Origin of the sequence: Mucilaginibacter sp. CAU 1740 (assembly GCF_039839285.1) — a bacterium.
GTDB lineage: Bacteria > Bacteroidota > Bacteroidia > Sphingobacteriales > Sphingobacteriaceae > Mucilaginibacter.
On record NZ_JBDOQS010000004.1, the window covers coordinates 399,995 to 422,100 of the forward strand.

General features: G+C 44.1%; 24 protein-coding genes. 8 read left to right on the forward strand and 16 right to left on the reverse strand.

Annotation, left to right across the window (positions count from 1 at the left end; translation table 11 throughout):
* Window positions 1-18: 18 nt before the first annotated feature.
* Together AAFN85_RS12170 and AAFN85_RS12175 are read right to left on the reverse strand one after the other, a co-directional pair.
* A complete protein-coding gene (locus tag AAFN85_RS12170; protein WP_347527565.1) occupies window positions 19-837 on the reverse strand; it encodes an oxidoreductase in 819 nt (272 codons plus the stop codon).
* A 150-nt stretch (window positions 838-987) separates the two neighbouring features.
* Window positions 988-1,275 (reverse strand): DUF3892 domain-containing protein, encoded by a 288-nt coding sequence (locus AAFN85_RS12175; protein WP_347527566.1) that lies wholly within the window; start codon window positions 1,273-1,275, stop codon window positions 988-990.
* 308 nt (window positions 1,276-1,583) lie between these two features.
* Between AAFN85_RS12175 and AAFN85_RS12180 the strand changes: the two genes are divergently transcribed.
* A complete protein-coding gene (locus AAFN85_RS12180; protein WP_347527567.1) occupies window positions 1,584-2,045 on the forward strand; it encodes a DUF4268 domain-containing protein in 462 nt (153 codons plus the stop codon).
* A gap of 147 nt (window positions 2,046-2,192) precedes the next feature.
* Here AAFN85_RS12180 and AAFN85_RS12185 read toward each other — a convergent pair whose 3' ends face one another.
* The 10 genes from AAFN85_RS12185 to AAFN85_RS12230 form a co-directional block, all read right to left on the reverse strand.
* Window positions 2,193-2,582 carry a response regulator gene (locus AAFN85_RS12185; RefSeq protein WP_347527568.1) on the reverse strand — a complete coding sequence of 130 codons (390 nt, stop codon included), beginning with the start codon at window positions 2,580-2,582 and terminating at the stop codon, window positions 2,193-2,195.
* 115 nt (window positions 2,583-2,697) lie between these two features.
* Window positions 2,698-3,300, reverse strand: a complete 603-nt coding sequence (locus AAFN85_RS12190; RefSeq protein WP_347527569.1) for a TetR/AcrR family transcriptional regulator — start codon at window positions 3,298-3,300, stop codon at window positions 2,698-2,700.
* A gap of 30 nt (window positions 3,301-3,330) precedes the next feature.
* Window positions 3,331-4,872 (reverse strand): DHA2 family efflux MFS transporter permease subunit, encoded by a 1,542-nt coding sequence (locus AAFN85_RS12195; protein WP_347527570.1) that lies wholly within the window; start codon window positions 4,870-4,872, stop codon window positions 3,331-3,333.
* An 83-nt stretch (window positions 4,873-4,955) separates the two neighbouring features.
* Complete coding sequence (locus AAFN85_RS12200; protein ID WP_347527571.1) at window positions 4,956-5,693, reverse strand: SDR family NAD(P)-dependent oxidoreductase; 738 nt, start codon at window positions 5,691-5,693, stop codon at window positions 4,956-4,958.
* Between the two features lie 32 nt (window positions 5,694-5,725).
* On the reverse strand, window positions 5,726-6,466 hold the full coding sequence (locus tag AAFN85_RS12205; RefSeq protein ID WP_347527572.1) for an SDR family NAD(P)-dependent oxidoreductase: 741 nt from the start codon (window positions 6,464-6,466) through the stop codon (window positions 5,726-5,728).
* 221 nt (window positions 6,467-6,687) lie between these two features.
* On the reverse strand, window positions 6,688-7,281 hold the full coding sequence (locus AAFN85_RS12210) for an LUD domain-containing protein (protein ID WP_347527573.1): 594 nt from the start codon (window positions 7,279-7,281) through the stop codon (window positions 6,688-6,690).
* Complete coding sequence (locus tag AAFN85_RS12215) at window positions 7,281-8,666, reverse strand: lactate utilization protein B (protein WP_347527574.1); 1,386 nt, start codon at window positions 8,664-8,666, stop codon at window positions 7,281-7,283. The genes AAFN85_RS12210 and AAFN85_RS12215 overlap by 1 nt, the downstream gene beginning before the upstream one ends.
* A complete protein-coding gene (locus AAFN85_RS12220) occupies window positions 8,666-9,403 on the reverse strand; it encodes a (Fe-S)-binding protein (protein WP_347527575.1) in 738 nt (245 codons plus the stop codon). Before AAFN85_RS12220 ends, AAFN85_RS12215 begins: the two co-directional genes overlap by 1 nt.
* Before the next feature lie 494 nt (window positions 9,404-9,897).
* Complete coding sequence (locus AAFN85_RS12225) at window positions 9,898-10,554, reverse strand: START domain-containing protein (RefSeq protein WP_347527576.1); 657 nt, start codon at window positions 10,552-10,554, stop codon at window positions 9,898-9,900.
* Between the two features lie 135 nt (window positions 10,555-10,689).
* The gene (locus AAFN85_RS12230; RefSeq protein WP_347527577.1) at window positions 10,690-13,359 is read right to left on the reverse strand and encodes a family 78 glycoside hydrolase catalytic domain; all 2,670 of its coding nucleotides are present in this window, start codon (window positions 13,357-13,359) and stop codon (window positions 10,690-10,692) included.
* Window positions 13,360-13,687: 328 nt separating this feature from the next.
* Here AAFN85_RS12230 and argH point away from each other — a divergent pair, with 328 nt between their 5' ends.
* The 5 genes from argH (at window position 13,688) to AAFN85_RS12255 (ending at window position 18,552) form a co-directional block, all read left to right on the forward strand.
* The gene (gene argH, locus AAFN85_RS12235; protein WP_347527579.1) at window positions 13,688-15,022 is read left to right on the forward strand and encodes an argininosuccinate lyase; all 1,335 of its coding nucleotides are present in this window, start codon (window positions 13,688-13,690) and stop codon (window positions 15,020-15,022) included.
* A gap of 181 nt (window positions 15,023-15,203) precedes the next feature.
* A complete protein-coding gene (locus AAFN85_RS12240; RefSeq protein ID WP_347527580.1) occupies window positions 15,204-15,407 on the forward strand; it encodes a YwbE family protein in 204 nt (67 codons plus the stop codon).
* Between the two features lie 63 nt (window positions 15,408-15,470).
* The gene (locus tag AAFN85_RS12245; RefSeq protein ID WP_347527582.1) at window positions 15,471-16,169 is read left to right on the forward strand and encodes a DUF1345 domain-containing protein; all 699 of its coding nucleotides are present in this window, start codon (window positions 15,471-15,473) and stop codon (window positions 16,167-16,169) included.
* Window positions 16,170-16,506: 337 nt separating this feature from the next.
* Entirely contained in the window at window positions 16,507-18,141 is a 1,635-nt protein-coding gene (locus AAFN85_RS12250; RefSeq protein ID WP_347527583.1) for an amidase, read from the forward strand.
* Window positions 18,142-18,150: 9 nt separating this feature from the next.
* Window positions 18,151-18,552, forward strand: a complete 402-nt coding sequence (locus AAFN85_RS12255) for an AraC family transcriptional regulator (protein WP_347527584.1) — start codon at window positions 18,151-18,153, stop codon at window positions 18,550-18,552.
* Window positions 18,553-18,683: 131 nt separating this feature from the next.
* On the opposite strand, the gene AAFN85_RS12260 is transcribed toward AAFN85_RS12255, so the two are convergent.
* Window positions 18,684-19,238, reverse strand: coding sequence for an arylesterase (locus AAFN85_RS12260; protein ID WP_347527585.1), 555 nt, complete (start codon window positions 19,236-19,238; stop codon window positions 18,684-18,686).
* A 15-nt stretch (window positions 19,239-19,253) separates the two neighbouring features.
* A complete protein-coding gene (locus tag AAFN85_RS12265) occupies window positions 19,254-19,463 on the reverse strand; it encodes a YtxH domain-containing protein (RefSeq protein ID WP_347527586.1) in 210 nt (69 codons plus the stop codon).
* Between the two features lie 102 nt (window positions 19,464-19,565).
* Between AAFN85_RS12265 and AAFN85_RS12270 the strand changes: the two genes are divergently transcribed.
* Both AAFN85_RS12270 and AAFN85_RS12275 read left to right on the forward strand, forming a co-directional pair.
* On the forward strand, window positions 19,566-20,315 hold the full coding sequence (locus AAFN85_RS12270; protein ID WP_347527587.1) for a YdcF family protein: 750 nt from the start codon (window positions 19,566-19,568) through the stop codon (window positions 20,313-20,315).
* Between the two features lie 74 nt (window positions 20,316-20,389).
* On the forward strand, window positions 20,390-20,566 hold the full coding sequence (locus tag AAFN85_RS12275; RefSeq protein ID WP_347527588.1) for a hypothetical protein: 177 nt from the start codon (window positions 20,390-20,392) through the stop codon (window positions 20,564-20,566).
* A 7-nt stretch (window positions 20,567-20,573) separates the two neighbouring features.
* On the opposite strand, the gene AAFN85_RS12280 is transcribed toward AAFN85_RS12275, so the two are convergent.
* Together AAFN85_RS12280 and AAFN85_RS12285 are read right to left on the reverse strand one after the other, a co-directional pair.
* Complete coding sequence (locus AAFN85_RS12280) at window positions 20,574-20,801, reverse strand: hypothetical protein (RefSeq protein ID WP_347527590.1); 228 nt, start codon at window positions 20,799-20,801, stop codon at window positions 20,574-20,576.
* Window positions 20,802-20,878: 77 nt separating this feature from the next.
* A complete protein-coding gene (locus tag AAFN85_RS12285) occupies window positions 20,879-21,874 on the reverse strand; it encodes a nucleoside hydrolase (RefSeq protein ID WP_347527591.1) in 996 nt (331 codons plus the stop codon).
* Between the last annotated feature and the right edge of the window lie 232 nt (window positions 21,875-22,106).

Here is a 22,106-nt window from a genome sequence, read left to right on the forward strand (position 1 = left end):
TCGCTAATATAACTTAACTTATTTTAACTGGCTGCTCATCATCTTATCAAAAGTATTATCAGGAAGCAGCCAACGCATAAAGAGCGCTAAACCCGCCATGTGGCCGCCATGATAACGGGTTTTAGGTTTTTTAGCAGCGATAGCTTTGCGCACAAGGTTAACAATAACCATTGGTCCGGGAAGTTTAGCTCCGATGCTTTGAGTAAACGCGGTGGCAAATTTTTTAGCTATTGGCGCATAAGGGCCATCGCCCGAAGCTTTTAGCAGGTTATCAACCGCTATGCCGCCCCATTCAGATTGAATGCCGCCCGGTTCAATTACTACTACATTAATGCCGAATGGTTTAATCTCGTTGCGCAAGGCATCACTCATGGCCTCCAGGGCAAATTTGCTGGCATGGTACCAGCCGCCAAGCGCCATCGAAAATTTGCCGCCAATACTGGATATATTGATAACAGTGCCCGAACGCTGCTTACGCATATGCGGTAATACCAGCTGTGTGAGCCTCGCTACGCCAAACAGGTTTACTTCCAGTTGGTAACGGGCGTCGCTCAGTGGTGTATCTTCAATGGCTCCCATTAAACCAAAACCGGCGTTGTTGATCAGTACATCGATCCTGCCTTCGGCTTTGATGATGGTATCTATGCCTTGCAACATCGTTTCCTCATCGGTTACATCCATCGCCAACACTTTAACACCTTGTTTGGCAATGGCATTCATTTTATCAACACGGCGGGCTGCACCATAAACGGTGTGTCCATCTTTCAATAATTCTTCGGCAAATGCTTTACCTATTCCGGCAGAGGCGCCGGTTATTAATATTACTTTCTTATCCATTGTTTTAAACTTTAAGCTGAAAAGCTTTTGGCTTTACAACAAAACAAAGGTCGGTTTAAAATAAACAGCAAGGTTTGGTGTGTGGCTCAAAATTACTTTGGCGTGTGGCTCAATAAACAGAGCAGCAATCAGGAAATTTAGGTAGAGTTTTTAAACCTCTTCTAACGTTAGCAGGTTGTCAGTGCCTGCTTTATCTGTTAATGATTTTAGGTGTTTTTTGCCGCCGTCTTCAGGTTTTATTACAGTGAGATACGTTTTGCCCCTTTCGGTACTTACATAAAAAGCCTGGTTGTTGGCCTCGATACGATTGATAGCTTCGGCAACAGAGATCACCACACGGGGCCTGTCTAACGATTCGTAATAACCGATATGGGTTATTTGTTCAACAGTGCTTGATGCTTTGGGTTTATCGATGCAGTTTACCTGGTAGCTTGGCATAATTTTGATTGCGGTGTTTGGTAAAGATATAGTTTATTGCTTAAGATTGGTTTGACAGTAAAGAAATCACTTTTATAAAAGGAGGCACCTACGGAGCCAAATTTTTTTTACTGTTTTCTACAAACATGGTACTCCTACGGAGTTGGGATTGAACTATATAAAACTCCGTAGGAGTACCATGTTTGTAGCTATAATAACAAGACGGTTTTGGCTCCGTAGGTGCCTCCTTTTATAAAAGCGATCTCCCTTGGCTTAACATGCATTTATTTAAAAAGCTTTACTTTTGCCATCTATCAAAAAAAGCGAACTTGTATTCAAAAGAACAGGCAACTCAACTTAAGCAAGCATTTTGGACAGCGTTTGGGCAATATCTTAAGCCCCAGCTATCTGCCGATGGATTGAAAATTAATTGGGTAAACTATAAAACAGGCATTAAGCATCTTTACTTTAAAATGGAGGCTGATAAAAAGTCGGCTTTTATAGCTATTGAAATGAGTCATCCCGATGCCGATATCCAGCACCTGATGTTTGATCAGTTTATAGAGTTGAAAAATATCCTAAATAGCCAGCTTAATGAGGAGTGGGAATGGGAGTTGCACACTACCGACGAGTACGGTAAAACAGTAAGCCGCATTATCAAAACCCTGCCCAATATAAGTGTATTTAATCAGCAGGATTGGCCCGCGTTGATCTCCTTTTTTAAACCCCGCATTATAGCGCTCGATGAGTTTTGGAGCATGGCGCAGTATAGTTTTGATTTGTTTAGGTAGAGAAAAGTATCTCAAACTATCGTCATTGCGAGGCACGAAGCAATCCCGAACTATACAGAGCGACCCTGCAAATCGGGGATTGCTTCGTACCTCGCAATGACGAGGCGGAAATTCCGTTTTCCTTTAATAACTAATTAATTTTTAGGCTTACGCCATGTGCGCCACATCATCTCCCGCGCCCAAAAAGCAATGGTTCACGGCGTCGATAATATCGCTCAGGTTAAAAGGCTTGGCGATAAAAACATCCGAACCATAATTACCTAACGACTCCAGTACGCGTGGGTAGGCCGATACCATTACCACCGGGATATGTGCCGTAGCAGGTGTGGTTTTTAGAAAGTGGCATAACTCGCCGCCGTTTATACCAAACAATATGTAATCCAATATCACAAGATCGGCTTTTGCTGATAGGGCCGCCTTGCATATGTCGTCGGTGTAGTTTAGTACCTCAACTTCATAACCCTCCATTTCAAGGGCATCTTTCATCACTTCCAAAATATCCTCGCTATCATCAAGGATCAATATCTTTTTCGACATAAATAATAATTGGTAAAGCAGATAACGCTGGGAACGTTTCTTTTGTTTTCAAAGGTATGTCCAATTATTGTAACAATCAAATAACAACCTGTGGCTCTAATTGCAAGGTGTTGATTTACAGTTTTAAACTATCTACAAGTTGATGGACTGAACCTAAAACAACATCCAGGTTTGCGGGCGAATCGGTCACTTTAGCAATCATGATCCCGCCTTCAATCAGCGCTATCATGCTTAAGGCTGTTGTTGTAGAATTGATATCCGGTTTTAACTCGCCAGTTTCGATCCCCGCCTTGATCAGGTTTTCGATTCCGTTTTTCCAGCGGATAACAGCTTTGGCGGCCTTATCCTTCAACATCGGGTTGGTATCATCCGCGTCAACGGCGGTATTTAATATAGGGCATCCCCCGGGAATAAACTCACCGCTGGTAAAGCTGTGGTACACCTGGGCGTAAACCAATAATTTATCGTGATAGGAGGTTGCCCGTGCAATGCGCTCAAGGATCTGCTTGCGTACTTTGCCCGAGTTGTATTCAAACACCTCGGCGGCTACTTCCTCTTTATTTTTAAAGTTACCGTAAATGCTTCCCTTGGTAAGCCCGGTAGCCTCGGTTAAATCAGACATGGAAGTACCGGCATAGCCTTTTTTATTAAAAACAGATGAGGTACGCTCGATTATGAATCGACGGGTACGCTCGGCTTTTGATAATTCGTTTTCCATAATACAAATATACCAACTGGTATTTGGTTTTTAATGATCGCTTACAATAACTACCGGTCCGGCTTGTTTTTTTCGGTTGATAACGAGGAATAGCAAAGGCATCGCTAATAAAAATATCAGGCCGGTAAACAGGTAAGCATCCAGATAGCTCAATAAAAAGGATTGCCTGTTGATGGTGCTGTCGATTACGGCAATTGCTTTTTTATGCGCATCGAAGTTTGAAAGACCACGGCTGCCAAAGTAATTGGTAAGCTTGTTTAATCGTGCGGTTGCCTGATCATTATAAGCGGTGATGTTGCTCAGCAAATCGTTACGGTGTAAACCGAAGCGTTTGGCCACATAGGTATTGATCACCGCGATACCAAATGAACCGCCCAATTGCCTCATCATATTATTTAAAGCCGAACCTTGCGGTACATCTTTAGGTTCGAGGCCAGATACCGCCAAGGCTGTAAGAGGCACGGTCAACAACGCGATACCCACAGCCCTGTAAATAAGTGGCCCGACCAAATCGCCGGGAGCTGCCTCCAAATTCATGTGCGACATTTGCCAGGCGAACACCATAAAAATGATAAAGCCCGCAGTAATAATGTAAAGCGGCGAAACTCCCTTTTTTAATAAAGTTGCCGAAAACAATAAGCCAACTATAGCTAAAGCCGCGCCAGGCAACAAAATAAGACCGGTTATGGTAGGTGGAAATAACAATACCCTTTGCGCCAATACTGGTGTTAGGAATACAGAAGTAAACAGCCCGAAGCCGGTTACGAAAGTTAGTATAGCCGCTACGGCAAGTGATTTACTTTTTAATACTCTTAAATCAATAACCGGATTAGACGTAGTTAGCTCCCACCAAATGAAAGTACTCAAACTGATGATAGCCACAATGGTTAACACAATGATGTATCCCGCCGCAAACCAATCGTCGGTTTCGCCACGTTCCAGTACAGTTTGGAGCGAGCCGATGCCTATAATCAGGAGCAAAATCCCCCACCAGTCAACACTTTTCGCTTTGGCCTTGATCTCCGGTTCGGTAACCAGCAGTAAGCTTGATACGGTTACGGCGATGCCGATAGGGATGTTGATGTAAAAGATCCATGGCCAGCTGTAGTTTTCGGTAATGAAACCTCCAAGGGTAGGGCCGATAGTTGGGCCTAAAAATACACCTACACCAAATAGCGCGCTGGCTATACCTACACGCTCTTTACCATAAACCTCAAACACAATAGCCTGCGAAACTGATAAAAGCGCCCCACCGCCAATGCCTTGTAAAAACCTGAAAGCTACCAACGTCCAGATGTTTGATGCGAATCCACACATGGCCGAGAAAAAGGTGAAAGCAATGATAGAACCGATATAGTAATTACGCCGGCCAAGCTTTGTTGTTAAAAAGCTGGTCATGGGAATAACGATGATATTGGCTATGGCGTAGGCGGTGATCACCCAGGAGGTATCTTCGAGGGTGGCGCCGAGGTTACCGCTCATGTGCGAAAGGGCTACATTTACTATGGAGGTGTCTATCAGTTCCATAATAGCGGCGGCTATAACGGTAATGATGAGGATGCTTTTTTTCATTGGAGTATGAAGTGTGAGGTTAATAATCACCCTAAAAAATACCAATAGGTATTTTTTAGGGTGAAAAAAATAAAGCCAGAGAATTATCTCTGGTGTAAAGCTTTAAGCGCTTCGGCTGGATTTGATAAAAACAGGTGGTAAAATTGTTCCGTACCGGCTACACGGATCTCCAAGTTATCGGTCTCGAAACCGGCAACAAATTCATCCGCAACCTGCGAGGCGGGGATCCCGTTGTGTCCACCTATCTCTGCCGAAAACTCGGTATTAACCAATGGTGGCATCAATTCAAATACTTTAACGTTGGTGCCTTCTAAAGCAGCCCTTAACGAAATGGTGTACGAGTGCAAAGCGGCTTTAGTAGCCGAGTAAGTGGCGGTTTGTTTGCCCGGCAGGAATGCCACTATCGATGATACGTTTACAATAGCTGCTTCTGGTTGTTGCTGTAAAACAGGCAGCAGTTTTTCGTTTAGGCGGATAACCGAAATGTAGTTGGTAAACATTTCTTCCTGGGCCTTTTCAAAAACGTTGGGCGTAGTAAGCAGGTTGTTAAGTCCGGCAGCCCCGGCGTTGTTGATCACCACGTTTAACTTGGGGAAATCTTTAACGATGCGGGCTGTTAAGGCATCAACATCATCGCCGTTTGAGATATCGGCTTTAATGGCGGTTACGTTTTGTAATTGAGCAGCGGCTTTATCCAAACGTTCCTGGTTGCGACCAATGATAATTACATGGTTGTTTTTTGCAGAGAGTTGTTTAGCTATTTCGAAACCGATACCTGCGCTTCCGCCTGTAATCAATACGGTATTTTCTGAAGTTTTCATGTTGTTGTCTTTAGAGAGGTTTACAGGATGGATTATTCGATAGAGTTAATCCTGTTTAAAGCAGCTTCCGGATCTGACAGGTATAAGCGGTAAAACTGTTCGGTACCTGCAACCCTGATCTCGTAATTATCGGTTTCAAACGAGGCGATAAATTCATCAGCAACCTGCGAAGCTGGGATACCTCTTTCCGCGCCACCTATCTCGGCCGAAAATTCGGTATTAACCAACGGCGGCATCAGTTCAAATACTTTAACGCTGGTATCTTTTAAAGCTAAACGCAAAGCGCGGCTGTAGGTATGTAAAGCGGCTTTGGTAGCAGCATAAGTAGCTAAGCTAATGCTTGGGGCAAATGCTACTATTGATGATACGTTTACAATTGCGGCTTCGGGCTGTTGCTGAAGTGATGGCAGTAGTTTTTCGTTAAGCTTTACTATAGCAAGATAGTTGGTAAACATTTCGGCCTGGGCTTTTTCAAAAATATCGCCGCTTATTAAATTATTTAATTGTACAGCGCCCGCGTTGTTGATCACCACATTTAATTGCGGGAAATCGTTCTGAAGTTTGGTAACCAAAGCGTCGATCTCTGCCACGTTTGATACGTCGGCTTTAATGGCGGTTACATTTTGTAATTGAGCAGCGGCTTTATCCAAACGTTCCTGGTTCCTGCCGATGATGATCACATGGTTGTTTTTTGCTGAAAGTTGTTTAGCAATTTCGAAACCAATACCAGCACTCCCGCCGGTAATTAATATGGTGTTTTGTGAAGTTTTCATGTTATTGTGTGTTGTTTTATTTTGATAGAACAAAAATATACCGATTGGTATTATTTTTTATCATGGCTTTGTCATTGTTATAAAATGTTGATTTTTAAAGAGAAATAAAGTGGATAAAGAAAACGTCATTGCGAGGTACGAAGCAATCCCCGACTTACAGAGCGGCTCTGCATAGTTCGCGATTGCTTCGTACCTCGCAATGACGTTGAGTGGAAATTATATCAAGAAAGTATAAATACCGATAAACTCCTCGGCCCATGCGCCCCAATAACCAACGATTGCTCAATATCAGCCGTTTTTGATGGCCCGGAAATAAATGAACCATACCCGTAATCAGCATCGCCAATAACCTCGTAAGCCTGTGCCATGGTAGGTACAAAATCATCTTTGCCAATCACTACCGCCAAATGTTGGGCAATAAAAGGCAATACCCGGCTACCCATTTGCTTTTCGGTAAGCCAAAGCGCACCGTTTTCGGCAACGCCGAGGTTGGTGCGGAGTATGGTTAGTTCTACATCGGCAAAACTATGGCCATCTTCAAACTTTACGGTATCGGTGTAAATGTAATCGCTCAGTTCATCAAGGGCCGATATGATCTTTACCTCGGGCTTAAAATCGTTTTTAAGGATCACCTTTATTCCATTGAAGTCACTTACTTCATGCACAAAAGTTCCGCCTGCTGTAGCAACCGTTTTGTATTTGCTTATCAAATCGGTTTTAATATCGGTAAGCGCGTTCAGCACTTCCATATCGGGTAGCGGATTAGCCCCGGGCTGGTTAAATTTTACAGCGGCTAATATTTTTTCACGACTCATCAGTTTTTTGCTCCTTTCCTTTTAGCGTACCATTCGCCAAACGATTGCTCGGGCGCTTTAGGCATTTCGCGTTGATTGTACCAGGGGTTAAACTTATTGTTTACGGCAAACGGGGCGTATTTAAATACCAACCGACCTGTTTTGCCGCCCATCCTGTACAGAGTTGGTGAGGCTAAGGTTATTGCCATAGCCTTCATGGCCATACTTTTGGCAGTGGGTGTATAGCCAGACTTAACAATCACCTGACGCCATTTATACAACTGATCGTGAATATCTATTTTAACCGGGCATACGTTACTGCACGATCCGCATAAGGTAGAAGCAAAAGGCAGATCGGCATATTTTTTCATGTCGAGGTTAGGAGCGAGTATCGAGCCAATTGGCCCGGCAATGGCCGTATGGTAGCTATGCCCGCCGCTTTTACGGTAAACCGGACAAGTATTCATACAAGCCCCACAACGGATACATTTCAGCGAATTGCGAAATTCCTCGCGGCCCAACTGTATGCTACGTCCATTATCAACAATAACAATATGAATTTCGCTGCCATCCTGCGGCTTACTAAAATGGCTCGAATAAGTGGTAATTGGCTGCCCGGTAGCGCTTCGCGTAAGCAAACGCAAAAACACACCGAGGTGCTTCCTTTTGGGGATGATCTTTTCTATACCCATCGATGCGATGTGGATCTCGGCCAGGTGCGCGCCCATATCCGCATTACCCTCATTGGTACAGATCACAAACTCACCTGTTTCGGCAATAGCGAAGTTAACACCGGTAAGCGCCGCACGGCGGGTTAAAAATACTTCGCGCAAATGCTGACGGGCAGTTTCGGTTAATATTTTCGGATCCGACTCACCTTTGGCCGAACCTAAATGCTCATGAAAAATATCGCCTATCTCTTCCTTTTTTTTGTGGATGCAGGGGAGTACGATATGGCTTGGCGGTTCGTTGGCCAGCTGTACAATCCGTTCGCCCAAATCGGAGTCAATCACATCAATGCCCTGCTCTTTCAGGTATTCGTTCAGGTGGCACTCTTCGGTAAGCATCGATTTGCTTTTTACCATTTTGCTGATGCCGCGCTGCTCGAGCAGGCTGTAAACTATCTGGTTATGTTCGGCAGCATCCTGTGCCCAATGCACGATTACGCCGTTTTTAGTGGCGTTGGCCTCAAACTGCTCCAGGTAGGCGCTCAGATTTGAGAGTACGTTCAGTTTTATTTGCGATGCCGTTTCGCGCAGCAGCTCCCATTCGGGCAGTTTGTGTGCTGCAATATCGCGTTTGGCGCGTACCCACCACAGGGTTTCGTCGTGCCAGTTTACACGTGGTTCGTCGCGGTTAAAGTCGGCGGCTAATTGCGGGTGATGTTTATCGGTAGCGGTACTCATTACAGGCTGTTGTTTAAAATTTCGGCTACGTGAATTACTTTAACATCGCTGTTTTGGCGGCGCAGGATCCCCTCCATATGCATCAAGCAAGACAAATCGGCCGAGGTAATATATTGCGCCCTATGAGATGTATGATCGGCCACCCGGTCTTTACCCATCTTGGCCGAAACCGCTTCCTCAACAACGCAAAATGTACCGCCAAAGCCGCAGCAATCGTCCTGCCTGTTCAGCGGCACCAGTTCCAGTCCTTTTACATAGCTTAATAATTGTGCCGGTTTGCTGAAAGGTTCGGCAACCAGTTCGCTCATCTGGGCTATGCGCAAACCTCGCAGCCCGTGGCAGCTTTGGTGTAAGCCAACTTTGTAAGGGAAGCTTGCAGCAAGTTGTTTCACTCTTAAAATATCAACCAGAAACTCGGTAAGTTCATATACTTTTTTGCGGATGCCGGTAGCCTGATCTTCCTTACCCTCGGCATGTAAATGCTCTTTAATGTGCAGGGTACAACTGCCCGACGGACAAACGATATAATCGTACTCCGAAAAATTATCTACAAATAAACTATTGCAGCCACCGGTTAAATGCTCGTAGCCCGAATTGGCCATAGGCTGCCCGCAGCAGGTTTGATTTTTAGGGTAGTGCACTTCGCAGCCCAGTTTCTCCAATAACTCGAGGGTGGCAATGGCCGCCTGCGGATAAAACTGATCTACATAACAAGGAACAAACAAGGCAACTCTCATCGTTTACACGTTTACTTTATTGGTTAAAGCAATAATAGCGTTTATAATCAGCACAACCATCCTTTGGTATCCTGTACCCGGTTTTACGGTTATACACTAAACATCGAAAGTACAGCTAAGCAGCTTAACAGTTTTCAATTTTATTTGCAAAATGTTGACGTTTATTTGCAGGAATGAGGGAGGCAGAGGCGGGATATATCAAGAAGTTTATTCAACTAACAATAAACGTCATTGCGAGTGAGTAAAAGCCGAGGCTTCTGAAGGAGATATGACATTTGCGGGCGGGCCGGTCACTCTGAGCTTGTCGAAGAGTAGCGCGCAGAGGCCCCACCCACCATGCTTCGACAGGCTCAGCATGACACCCATTTTAAACTTGTCATTGCGAGGAACGAAGCAATCCCCAACTATACAGGACGAATTTGTATAGCCACTCTGCTAATCGGGGATTGCTTCGTACCTTGCAATGACGAGCGGGAAAAAGATTGCTGGATTATTTAATTTTGTATATAATCCAACTTCACATCCTTATAAGCAGGTTTGGTAAGTTGTTTTTTTAATCCTATAAAACTTTCGGTAGGTCCTTGAGCGGCAAACATATTAATAAGCCAGGCAGGTACCGAGCCGCCGGGATCAAGATGTAGCGTATAAACAATACTCACATGGCTGCTATCAACCGGGGTGATAACCCATCTACCTGTCGAGTTTTCAACCCTTACAATACCATCTTTTGCAGGTATCATGTTTGATATCACAGGCGCATCTATGGTTACAATTTTGGTTTTAGGATCCTGCGTAACTTTTAAATGAGCCACAAAATCGCGGTTATGCACCGGCCATGGTATGTTTACTTCCGAGTAGTAATAAATATCTGAAGGGGAAACTTCTTTAATAACTGTGGCAGATTTGGTATGATAAACCCACTCGCTGCAGGTTTTAATATCCATCAGCACAGCTACCAGTTGTGCCGCGGTAGCATTGAAAGTACATTCAACCTTAATGGCTTTGATCTTCGAATCGGCGATATGGCGGGTATAAACTTTAATACCATCTTTATTTGTGCTTAAAGCCCATGGTTCGTCGATAGGAGTAGTGGCGGCTGCAAATTTGGCCGTAAATATTAAAAACGCGATAGCAAGTATTCTTCTGAACATGGTGGTAACATGTGTAAATAAGGTTTGGCAAATTTATATACAAAAACAGGCCGGGTTGCCCCGGCCTGTCAGTAAATGGTCATTTGATATGACGGAATATTAAAATATGAAAATGTTATGGCATTTAAAGCGGTATTATTTTACTTCGAATACATAGCTGCCTGCATTTACTTTATACAGCGCAGGGTTGTTAATAGCTTTGCCATTAAGCGAAACTTTTCCTGCAGGGAAGCTAATACTTGCCGTTGAGTTTGCCGGTACAGTTACTTTGTAAGTCACCGCATCGCCATTCCGTTGCCATGATGAAACAATGTTGCCATACGGTCCTTTGTGTGTAGCGGTAAACCCATTTAAGCCGGGAACGAAGTGTGGTTGTAGCACTACATTTTTGAAGCCCGGATGTTCCGGATCTGGGTGGATACCGGCGACGCCTTTGTATAGCCACGCCCCAATTTCGCCAAACATGATGTGGTTAAGCGATATATCTGATTTAGCATCTATTTGCCAGTTTTCATAAAGTGTAGTAGCGCCGTTTACCATCCACCAACCCCATGATGGGTAAGTTTCCTGCGAGGCTATCCGGTAAGCAACATCCGAATGACCGTTATCGCTCAAAGCGCTCAAAATAGCCTTAGCACCCAATATTCCCACATCCAGGTGGAAATTATCGGCAGCTACACGTTTGGCCAGATTGTCGGCTACTTTGGCTTTGATATTATCGGGAGTAACGCCCCAATAAAGAGGTACGCTTAACTCTGTTTGTAAACCCTTGCCATAAATGCCTGTAGCAGGATCCAAATATTTGGTGTTGATGGCATTTTTAATTTTGTTAGCCAAGGCCGAGTATTTTATATAATCAGCTTGTTTGCCTAATATTTTAGCTGCTTTAGCCAGGATGCTGGCATCGGCGTAGTAATAAACTGAAGAGGTAAGCTCAACCGGCGAAACTGATTTTACAGGCACCCAATCGCCCAGGCCCCAGGTGGTTAGGCCGGTTGGATATAGTTCATCAATATGGTTTACATATTTTTCGATGGCGTTGTAGCTGTCGGCCAGCAGTTTGCTATCGCCATAGAATAAATAAATGTTGTAGGGGATAATGGCGATGGTACTTGTCCAATCCGGTCCGTTGCCCCATTCGTAGCCCCAGCCGCCGGTTGGGATGATAGATGGTAGCACGCCGTTAGGCTGTTGCTCGTCGCGATGATCGGCCAGCCATTTTTCATAAACCGTAATCCCGTCGAAGTTATACAAACCGGTTTCGCTGGCAATGTGGGCGTCGCCTGTCCAGCCATTTTTTTCACGCTGAGGGCAATCGGTAGGGTAGCCGAACAGGTTGCTTAGGTAGCTATTGTTGGTGGCCGTCCAGATCTGGTTAATTGTTTCGTTAGAGGCTTTAACTGTACCGATAGGCTCCACATCGCTATGCATAAAAAACGCTTTGATGTTTTCTTTACCAATGGTGATGGGTTTGCTGCTGCTTACCTCTATGTATTGAAATCCTTTGTAATTAAACCGAGGAGAAAATGTTTCTTCGCCACGGCCACCTAAAATAAAAATATCGGTTTGGAAGGGATCCTTATCATCAGTTGGGCGATAGTGCAGATCGATATTAGATTGATCTACATGGCCGTTTTTATTCAATCTTTCGGCATGCTTCAGGCGGATCACCGTGCCCGAATCGCCTTTAACGGTGATCTGGCTTACCCCCGAGATATTTCGTCCCATATCAAACACCCAAACATCACTGTCGAGTTTAGTAATGCTTTTGGTGCTGATGGTATCAACCGCGCGGATAGGCTGCATGGCCTGCGAAACAATATTCATAGATGGGGCCGAGCGGTTAATTACCGGTTTCCACTTGCTATCGTCAAAATTGGCAGTATTCCAGCCAGCCTGTTCTAAGCGGCCATCGTAATGCTCTGCCGTGTAAATACTATTGAAAACAACTGGGCTGAGTGAGGTTTTCCAATCGGTGCCCGATTTTACGGTTTCAACCGAGCCATCGGTATAAGTGATGCGAAGATCCATACAAAAAGCCGGGCGACCGCGCCACGGAGCCTGGTGAAAATACCAAACCGCGGTGCTCTGGTGATTATACCAGCCGTTACCTAATAATACGCCAACAGCGTTTTTGCCGCTTTGTAGCTGCGAAGTAACATCATACGAAACATAAAGCGTACGCCTATCGAACCGGGTGTACATCGGGTCCAGGCGGTGATTGCCAATTTTTTTGCCATTCAAATAAAGTTCGTACAAACCTGCCACTGCGATATAAGCCCTCGCCGAGCGAATAGTTTTGCCAACTTTAAATATACTGCGGAAATATGGTGCAGGGTTAACGGCGATACCTTTGTTATCGCTTATCCACGATCCCTGCCAGTTTTGCATACCCATCATGCCCGTTTCAAAGCTGCTTACAGCAGATGGCGCGAGCTTTTTACCGGCGTTGTCCCAGATCTGGACCTTCCAGTAATATTTGGTAAAAGGTTTTAACGGCTGACCATTATAAATAGCCAGGTTGTTTGATGAAGCGATTTTGGTTGTAGATAGCATATTGCCTTTACCTCCCGCTATCCCAGTAGAATCAGTCCCCACAAAAAGTTGGTAAGCGGTTTGGGCAGCGCCCTGTGCTTTATCATTCATTAACCATGTTAGGCGGGGATGCACGGCATCGATACCAATCGGCCTATTTAGGTACTCGCACTTTAAACCGGTTGCCGCAGGCGTTTGGCCCCAGGTAGTTGAAAAAAAACAAAATAGCAGAATGATGCAAAGCGATAGCTTACATAAAGGATGTTTCATGTGGGTTAAGATAGCGGTTTATAAAATATTGGCCAAAGGCTGTAATATGTTGTCACAATTAACAATGTTAACAGGATGGGTTGGGATTGGCATCCTGAACTGTCTTAACCGGGATTTTTTTGATTGCACCGAATTTGTCTGAACCGGGATTTGGGGGGATTTAGGTGATTTATAGGATTTGCTTAGCATTCTGTCAATTTCTAAATTCCATAAATTCGAGTTAAGACAAAAAATCTCCCCAAATCTTGGTTCAGACAAAATCCTGCAGATCCCCTAAATCCCCCCAAATCCCGGTTCAGACAAATCAGATAATTTATACATTTGCAGCATGAGCAAGTTATGGCAAAAAACTACCAACGTTAACGAACTGGTTGAGAATTTTACTGTTGGCCGCGATCGCGAATTTGATGAGCAAATGGCCGCTTTTGATGTTTTAGGATCATTAGCACATACCCGCATGCTGCAAAGCGTAGGCTTGATGGATACCGCCGATCTGGAACTTGTTCAAGGCGAACTCAAAAATATTTATGCCGATATTGCTAAAGGCGGTTTCAAAATTGATGAGCATGTAGAAGACGTGCACTCGCAGGTTGAGCTGCTGCTCACCCAACGCATTGGCGATGCCGGCAAAAAAATTCATAGCGGCCGCTCCCGTAACGACCAGGTTTTGGTTGACTTAAAGTTGTTTTTCCGCAGTCAGTTGCAGGAATTGGTTGAAAGCACCGAAACCCTGTTTCGCTTATTGATTGAACTTAGCGACAAACATAAAGATGTTCTGCTTCCTGGTTATACACACCTGCAGGTAGCCATGCCATCATCTTTCGGCCTGTGGTTTGGTGCCTATGCCGAAAGTTTGGTTGATGACCTGGAACTGGTTTTGGCCGCTTACCGCATAACCAATAAAAATCCATTGGGTTCGGCGGCTGGTTATGGCTCATCGTTCCCGCTTAACCGTACTTTAACTACCGAGCTTTTAGGTTTTGATAACCTTAACTATAATGTGGTTTACGCCCAAATGGGCCGTGGTAAAACCGAGCGTATCATTGCGCAGGCCATCTCCACAGTAGCTGCAACGTTGGCTAAAATGGCTATGGATCAAACGCTGTACCTGAGCCAGAACTTCTCATTTGTAAGCTACCCTGATGCGCTAACAACAGGTAGCAGCATCATGCCGCATAAAAAGAACCCGGATGTTTGGGAAATTATGCGCGGCAAATGTAACCGCCTGCAAGCCCTGCCAACCGACGTAGCCATGATGACCACCAACCTGCCATCAGGCTATCACCGCGAGCTTCAACTATTAAAAGAACTGCTGTTCCCTGCCTTTGCTGATTTGAAACACTGCCTGCAAATGGCAACTTTCATGCTGCAAAATATCACAGTAAAAACCGATATTCTGGATGATGCCAAATACGCTTACTTATTCAGCGTTGAAGAAGTTAACCGTTTAACACTTAGTGGGACTCCATTCCGTGATGCTTACAAGCAAGTAGGTTTAGCTATTGAAGCCGGAAACTTTAACCCAGATAAAACAGTGAACCATACTCACGAGGGTAGTATCGGTAATTTAGGTAACGAGCAGATTGCTGAAGCGTTTGACAAGCTGATTGGTAACTTTGATTTTGGGAAAGTTGATCAGGCTGTAAAAGGTTTGGTTGAATAGCGATAATATAAAACCATCGTCATTATAAGGTACGAAGCAATCGCACGGAAGCCGGGCGGCTATGCAAATCCGCCCTGTATAGCTCGCGATTACTTCGTACCTCGCAATGACGAGTTGGAGAGTATCACGACGTAGAAAAAATCGGTGTAATCAACCTTCAATCGGTGTAATCCCAAAAAACATGAACGGACAAAACAGAAGCGATATATACCCCGGCCTTGAGGTTGACATCATCCTAAAAAAAGACCAGCGCACAGGTACCCTAACCCGCGGTTTTGTAAAACGCCTGCTCACCAGTGCCGCATACCACTCGCGTGGAATAAAAGTTCAATTAGATGACGGACAGGTTGGCCGCGTAGCCTGGATCATCGACGAAGAAGATTAAAGTTTTGTATCTTCATTCAATCTACACCAAACATATTCATATTTAGGGTGTAGATGAATTGATATGCCTTCCAAAACCAAAACGAACAAAAAAGTATTTTTCAGTCTTGATGCCCATTACCGCCTGCTTATTTCTTTGGGCGCGGCTGCTGTAACGTTATTTTTTAGCTGGGCGCATTTTTCGGCACCGACGGTAGCCCTTACAACCTGGCTGGCGTTTGGTTTATCCATCATTATTATGGATTGGATCATTATACTTACCGCCAATCCTGCCGAGATCCGCAGGATAGCCAGCATTGAGGATTCAAGTCGTACACTGATATTTTTATTTGTAATAGTATCCTCGCTGATGAGTTTGCTGGCGATAGTGTTCCTGTTAATTTCCACCAAAAATCAGTCGGATGCTGTAGTAACCGCCCGCGTTTTATTGGCTATGGCTTCAGTAATTGTATCGTGGTGGCTGGTGCATACCATTTTTACTTTAAGGTATGCCCATATGTATTACACTACCGATCCGGATAACGATAGCAAAACTAAACCCCTGGGCGGCCTCGATTTTCCGGGTGATATGAAAGAACCGGATTACCTCGATTTTGTATATTTCTCCTTCGTTATAGGTATGACCTTCCAGGTATCTGATGTGGAGATCTCCTCACGCTCTATCCGTCGGCTGGCCTGGATGCATGGGTTAATTTCTTTCGCATTTAATACCGCTATTGTGGCTTTGAGTATTAATGTGATATCGGGGATGATATCAAAGTAAGTTTTAAGCACGCAAAGGTTTTTTAGATAGCTGTAGATCGAATATCGCAGAGATTAAGCACGCAAAGGCGCTAAGACGCAAAGGTTTTTTATACAGAGTTGTATATTAAGGTTTGCATGTGGTAAGCTTACAAAGCTATTCACTTAAAAAATCTTTGCGTCTTAGCGCCTTTGCGTGCCTAAAACCTCAAATTTTCCACGCCTAAAAACTTTAGCGCCTTTGCGTCTTTGCGAGAAAGCAGATCCTCCACATTGTAACAATTAACCGCACTGAAGCTTTGCGTTTCCAAAACAGTTAAATATTTTGTTACTTGTAATGCCTTTTATTTTAAACGTTTATGCACAGAAGAAATTTCTTGAAAACAGGTTCGTTAGCCGGGTTAACCATATCAACGCTTGTAGCCGCGTCATGCAACCAGCCATCGCCCGAAAATCAAAATCCGGACAGTACGGCTGTCGCCAACGCTAAGGATGATATATTTGAGCTAAGCGAAGCAACGATAACCGATCTGCAACAAAAAATGCAGGCTAAGCAGTTTACTTCACGCCTCATTACCGAGCTGTACCTAAAACGCATAGATCAGATAGATAAAAAAGGCATTATGCTAAATTCGGTCATCGAACTAAATAAAGATGCCCTGAACATGGCCGATGCTATGGATAAGGAACGTGAAAAAGGAAAAGTTCGTGGCCCTTTGCATGGTATCCCGGTATTAATAAAAGATAATATCAATACAGGCGATAATATGCACACTACGGCAGGTTCATTGGCCCTGGCCGATAATTTTGCCAAACAGGATGCATTTATTGTGCATAAACTGCGTGAAGCAGGCGCGGTAATATTAGGCAAAACGAATTTAAGCGAGTGGGCAAACTTCCGCTCCACACATTCAACCAGTGCCTGGAGCAGCAGGGGAGGGCAAACCAAAAATCCTTATATTTTAGATAGAAACCCAAGCGGTTCGAGCGCTGGGACAGGTACGGCGGTTGCAGCTAATTTGTGTGTGATAGGTATTGGTACCGAAACAGATGGCTCTATCGTGTCGCCATCCTCTGTAAATGGATTGGTTGGTATCAAACCAACAGTAGGGTTGTGGAGCCGTTCGGGGATTATCCCGATCTCCAAAACTCAGGATACCGCCGGCCCAATGGCACGCACGGTTAAGGATGCAGCTATACTACTTGGACTGCTTACCGGTATTGATACTGCCGATTTGGCTACATTAACCAGTAAAGGCAAGGTTGAAGCCGATTATACAAAATTTTTAGATGTTAACGGGCTGAAAGGGAAACGCCTCGGTGTAGAGAAAGGCGCATTGGAAGGTAACCCTGCAGTTGTGGCTTTATTAAAAGAAGCTATCGAAACAATAAAAAAGCAGGGTGCCGAAGTAGTAGAAGTACAAGTTTACCATGAAATGAAAGATATCGGCAAAAACGAATTTAATGTGTTGCTGTATGAGTTTAAAGATGGCCTTAACCAGTATTTCGCCAATGCTAACAGCAAAATAAAATCATTGGCCGATGTGATTGCCTTCAACAAACAAAACGAAGCCAAAGCCATGCCCTTTTTTAAACAGGAAACCATGGAACTGGCGCAGGCCAAAGGAGATCTGAACAGTAAAGAATACCTTGATGCTGTTAAGCAGACCAATGAGGGTACCCGTAAAGTTATAGACGATATACTGACCAGGTATAAGCTGGATGCTATCATAGGCACAACCAACGGCCCGGCCGTATGTATCGATTTGGTAAATGGCGATTATGATAATGGCTTCGGCTTTTCTGGTCCGGCAGCTATGGCGGGCTATCCGCATATTACAGTGCCTATGGGTTTGGCACATGGGCTGCCGGTAGGCCTGTCGTTTTTTAGTACGGCTTACCGCGAGGGCGAGATCATTAAACTGGGTTATGCTTATGAGCAGGCCTCCAAAAAGCGGGTGGCACCATTGTATAAGCCCGATTTGTTTAGTTAATTTTGTGTTATGGAAGCAACGCTCACCATTCCGAAAAAGATCCTGGCCCGCCAGCACGAGATCACTGCCGATTATTTAAAGGCGATTGATAAACATTTGGATGATGTGATGAATAACCGTGTGCTGGATATGTTCGAGATCCGCGATTTTGCCGAGGCGATGCACATCCATCCAACACACCTTAGCAATACCATTAAACTCACCACCGGGCAGCATCCCTGTTATTTTTTCGAAGAGAAAATTATGGAAATAGCCAAAGCCCTGCTCCAGGAAAATAAAACAAGCGTGGCCGAAATTGCTACCCGACTTACTTTCGATCCGTCAAATTTCACTAAGTTTTTTAAGCGTTTTCAAGGCGTTACGCCAAAGCATTATAGGGAGCAATGGTTGATGAAAGATCTTGGTCTGTAATATTCTGATATGTCATTGCGAGGAGCCTGCCAGGGTAGAGCGAAGGTGCGACGTGGCAATCGCACGGAAGCAGGGCGACTCTGTATAGCAAGCGATTGCCACGCTATCGCTCGCAATGACATGTTTTTATTCTATAATAAACCCTTTATCACCGGCCAAACATTTTCAGCTATAACCTTATACCCTTCAGCGTTAGGATGTAACCTATCAGGTAAATTAAGATGCGCCACACCTGCTACCCCCTGCAAATAAAAAGGTAAAAAGGCCAGGTTATTAGCCTCGGCAATTTTGCGGAAGATGGCTTTAAACTGGGCGGCAAATGTACCCGGAATAAAATCAGGGATCTCCATACCCATCACAGCTATCTTTACATGAGGGTGCTTTTGTTTTACCCGGTCAATTATCGTTTGTAAATTATTGGCAGTAGTTTGGGGAGGAATGCCCCTGATGATATCGTTAATCCCGAGTTCCAGCACAAAAATGGCTGTCGGTCTGTTGATCCAATAGTCAAGCCGATATAATCCGCCCGATGTGGTATCACCGCTAACGCCTCCGTTTATTACATGATAAGCAAGCCCCTCCCCATCCAGCTTTTGCTGAATAAGTGCAGGTAATGATTGTGATTTGGCATCTTTTAGGCCATAGCCTGCCGTGAGGCTATCGCCAAAAAAGAGAATGTTGTGCATATATATCGGGAATGTTTATCCCCTTGTATTATCCCTGAAGTTTTGCGCGCGAACGGCAATTTGCTCTAAAGTAAGCTCGCCGTATTTTTTCGCACGGTCGGCCCAATCCGGGGCGTTATCAACCAGGTTATCGACTATCGATTTACCGTCCGGTCCTTTTTTGGTTACGTAATTAATACCGTAAGCAACAGCTGCGCCAATGGCAATGGTTTTTATAAATCCCATGATGTTTCTTTTTTCTTTTGTTTGGTTATATGACAATGATAATGCCAGTTTGTTACTATCGTTAGCAAAAGCTTCTATATTTGAGGCACCTAACTGCCCGCTATGTTTTTTATATTTTCAAAAGTGTTATCGTTTTTAATGAACCTGCTTTTGTGGGTATTTGCCTTTTTGCTGATAGCGCTATTTTCAAAGAACGTTAAACGGAAGAAAAAATTTTTGCTTTGGGGCATCCTATTACTTTATATTTTTTCCAACTCGGTGCTTATCAATGCAGTTAGCTGGGCCTGGGATATCCGGGATACTAATATACAGCCTAATAAAAAATACAGTTGTGCTATTGTATTGGGTGGTTTCAGTTCGGACGATGGCCGTGGCGGAGGCTTTTTTAATATGGCCGCCGATAGATTTATCCAGGGGCTACGCTTACAGCGAATGGGTAGGGTTGATAAGCTGCTGCTAACAGGTGGTAACGGCTTGCTGATGCCTTCGGCCTATAGAGAGGCAGATTGGACAAAGGAGCAGTATAAAGACCTACAAGTGCCGGATAGTTGTTTGCTGATAGAAAACAAATCGCGCAATACGATAGAAAACGCGGCCTTTACCAAACAGCTATTGCAAACACAAAAATTAAAAGGCCCTTACTTGCTGGTAACATCCGCTTTCCATATGCGCCGCTCCATGATGATATTCAAAAAGCAGGGCATCGATGTAATTGCTTATCCCTGTAATTTTTCAACCCGCAATTTCTCATTCTCGGCCGAAGATCTGCTGCCCAACGCAGGTGCTATGGCCGGCTGGGGAACTTACATAAAAGAAGGTATCGGTTATGTGGTGACGGTTTTGTTTAAATAACAAAGCTTTAGCCCTGCTTCAGGTGACGGACATTGTCGCTGTCGCTATCTGGTTTGTGGTTATGTTTGTTCCAATTGTCAATATCAACAGCCCTGGTTTGGTTTGATAATGGCTGTCGCTTCTGCAATTTTTCAACCCGTAATTTCTCGTTCTCGGCCGAAGATCTGCTGCCCAACGCAGGTGCTATGGCCGGCTGGGGAACTTACATAAAAGAAGGTATCGGTTATGTGGTGACGGTTTTGTTTAAATAACAAAGCTTTAGCCCTGCTTCAGGTGACGGACATTGTCGCTGTCGCTATCTGGTTTGTGGTTATGTTTGTTCCAGTTGTCAATATCAACCAGCCCTGGTTTGGTTTGATAATGGCTGTCGCTTGTTTTGCAACGTACAATAAATTTTCCCGCTTTTTGTTCAATAACAGGGCGCGCGCCACAAATGATGCACTTTTCAACAAAAATGGATTCCTGGATCTGGATAAATCTGCTCATAACTTAAAAATCAATCTAAAGTGCGATCATTTAATAAAATAACATATACCAACCAGTGGGTATTTTTATAGGTTTATTTAAGGCTTTTTATTGGGGAGATGCATCATAAGGCTTTCAATAGCCTTCGCAATTTCATCGGGTTGCCGCACAAACTGCAGATATAAAAAACGTTCACCGGGTATCACTAAATCTGTACCGTCGTCTTTTATGTGCATATTTAGCTTGCGATAGCTAAAGTAGGGCTTGGGCCCACGTATAGCAGTTAGTACTGCGGTTTCATCCCAGCTGTTTCGACCTACGGTATTTTTATCTTTGGTTAAAGCAATTTTAAAAGCATCTTTTACGGGGCTGTTTTGTATCGATTGATTGTTGATGAGCGTTATACCTGTCAGTATTTTCTCCCCAATTTCAAAACCGCTTAATATAACCGGGGTAGGCCAGTTGCTGAACACTTTTTGCGATGATGCCGCGTCGACATTTACATTGTACTCGCTAAAAGTTTTACCATCGGGGCCTATACCCGCCGCCATCGAAACGAGCTTCTTTACCTTCTTTTTTACAAGTTGTATACCGCTTAGCTTACTATATTTATCGGCAGGGGAGGCCAGCAGATCGGCCAGGTTAGTGAAAAAGCCTACCGAAATGATGGTAACGCTTGTGTCGGGTTGTGTGGCCAGTATTTTTCGGTAAAGGGAAACAGCTTCGATAGCCTGGGTGTTTGATTTAATGTTGTGGGGATATTTTGCAATGATTGCCTGCGCCCATTGTTGAGCGCAATCTTTATTGGGCTTATCTTTTTTAGTTATGCCGATGGGGATCTCTGGTCTGCCAAAATAAGTGTTAATTACGCTGATGGTTGGCGCGGTGGTTTCAAAAGCGTTGCTTGATATGGTAGCCAAAATTTTTGCCTCGCCTTTATCGGCAAAAGCATGTAGCAGGGCCATGGCACCAACATCATCATAATCGCCGGCGATGTCTGTATCAAAAATAACAGCCACGGGTTTCGGTTTTTGCGCGAAAACAATATTCACCGTAAATAGGCACAATAAAAGCAGGGTTTGCTTGTAACTCATTGCTATACAGGTTAAAAAGGTGTGGCAATATAGAGAAATGTTATAGAAAAATATAGTTTGTTATGGTTTTATCAATAATGTGCGATAATTTAAATAGATTTAGCATTGTTGGCTTACAGCTATAAAAATAGAATCTTTAACCATTGTTTAAACCCGGCAATGGGAAAATAGGGTGGTGGGCAAGTGTGTTTTTTATGAGCTTAAATAGCTCTCTTTTCAATTAACAAAAAGC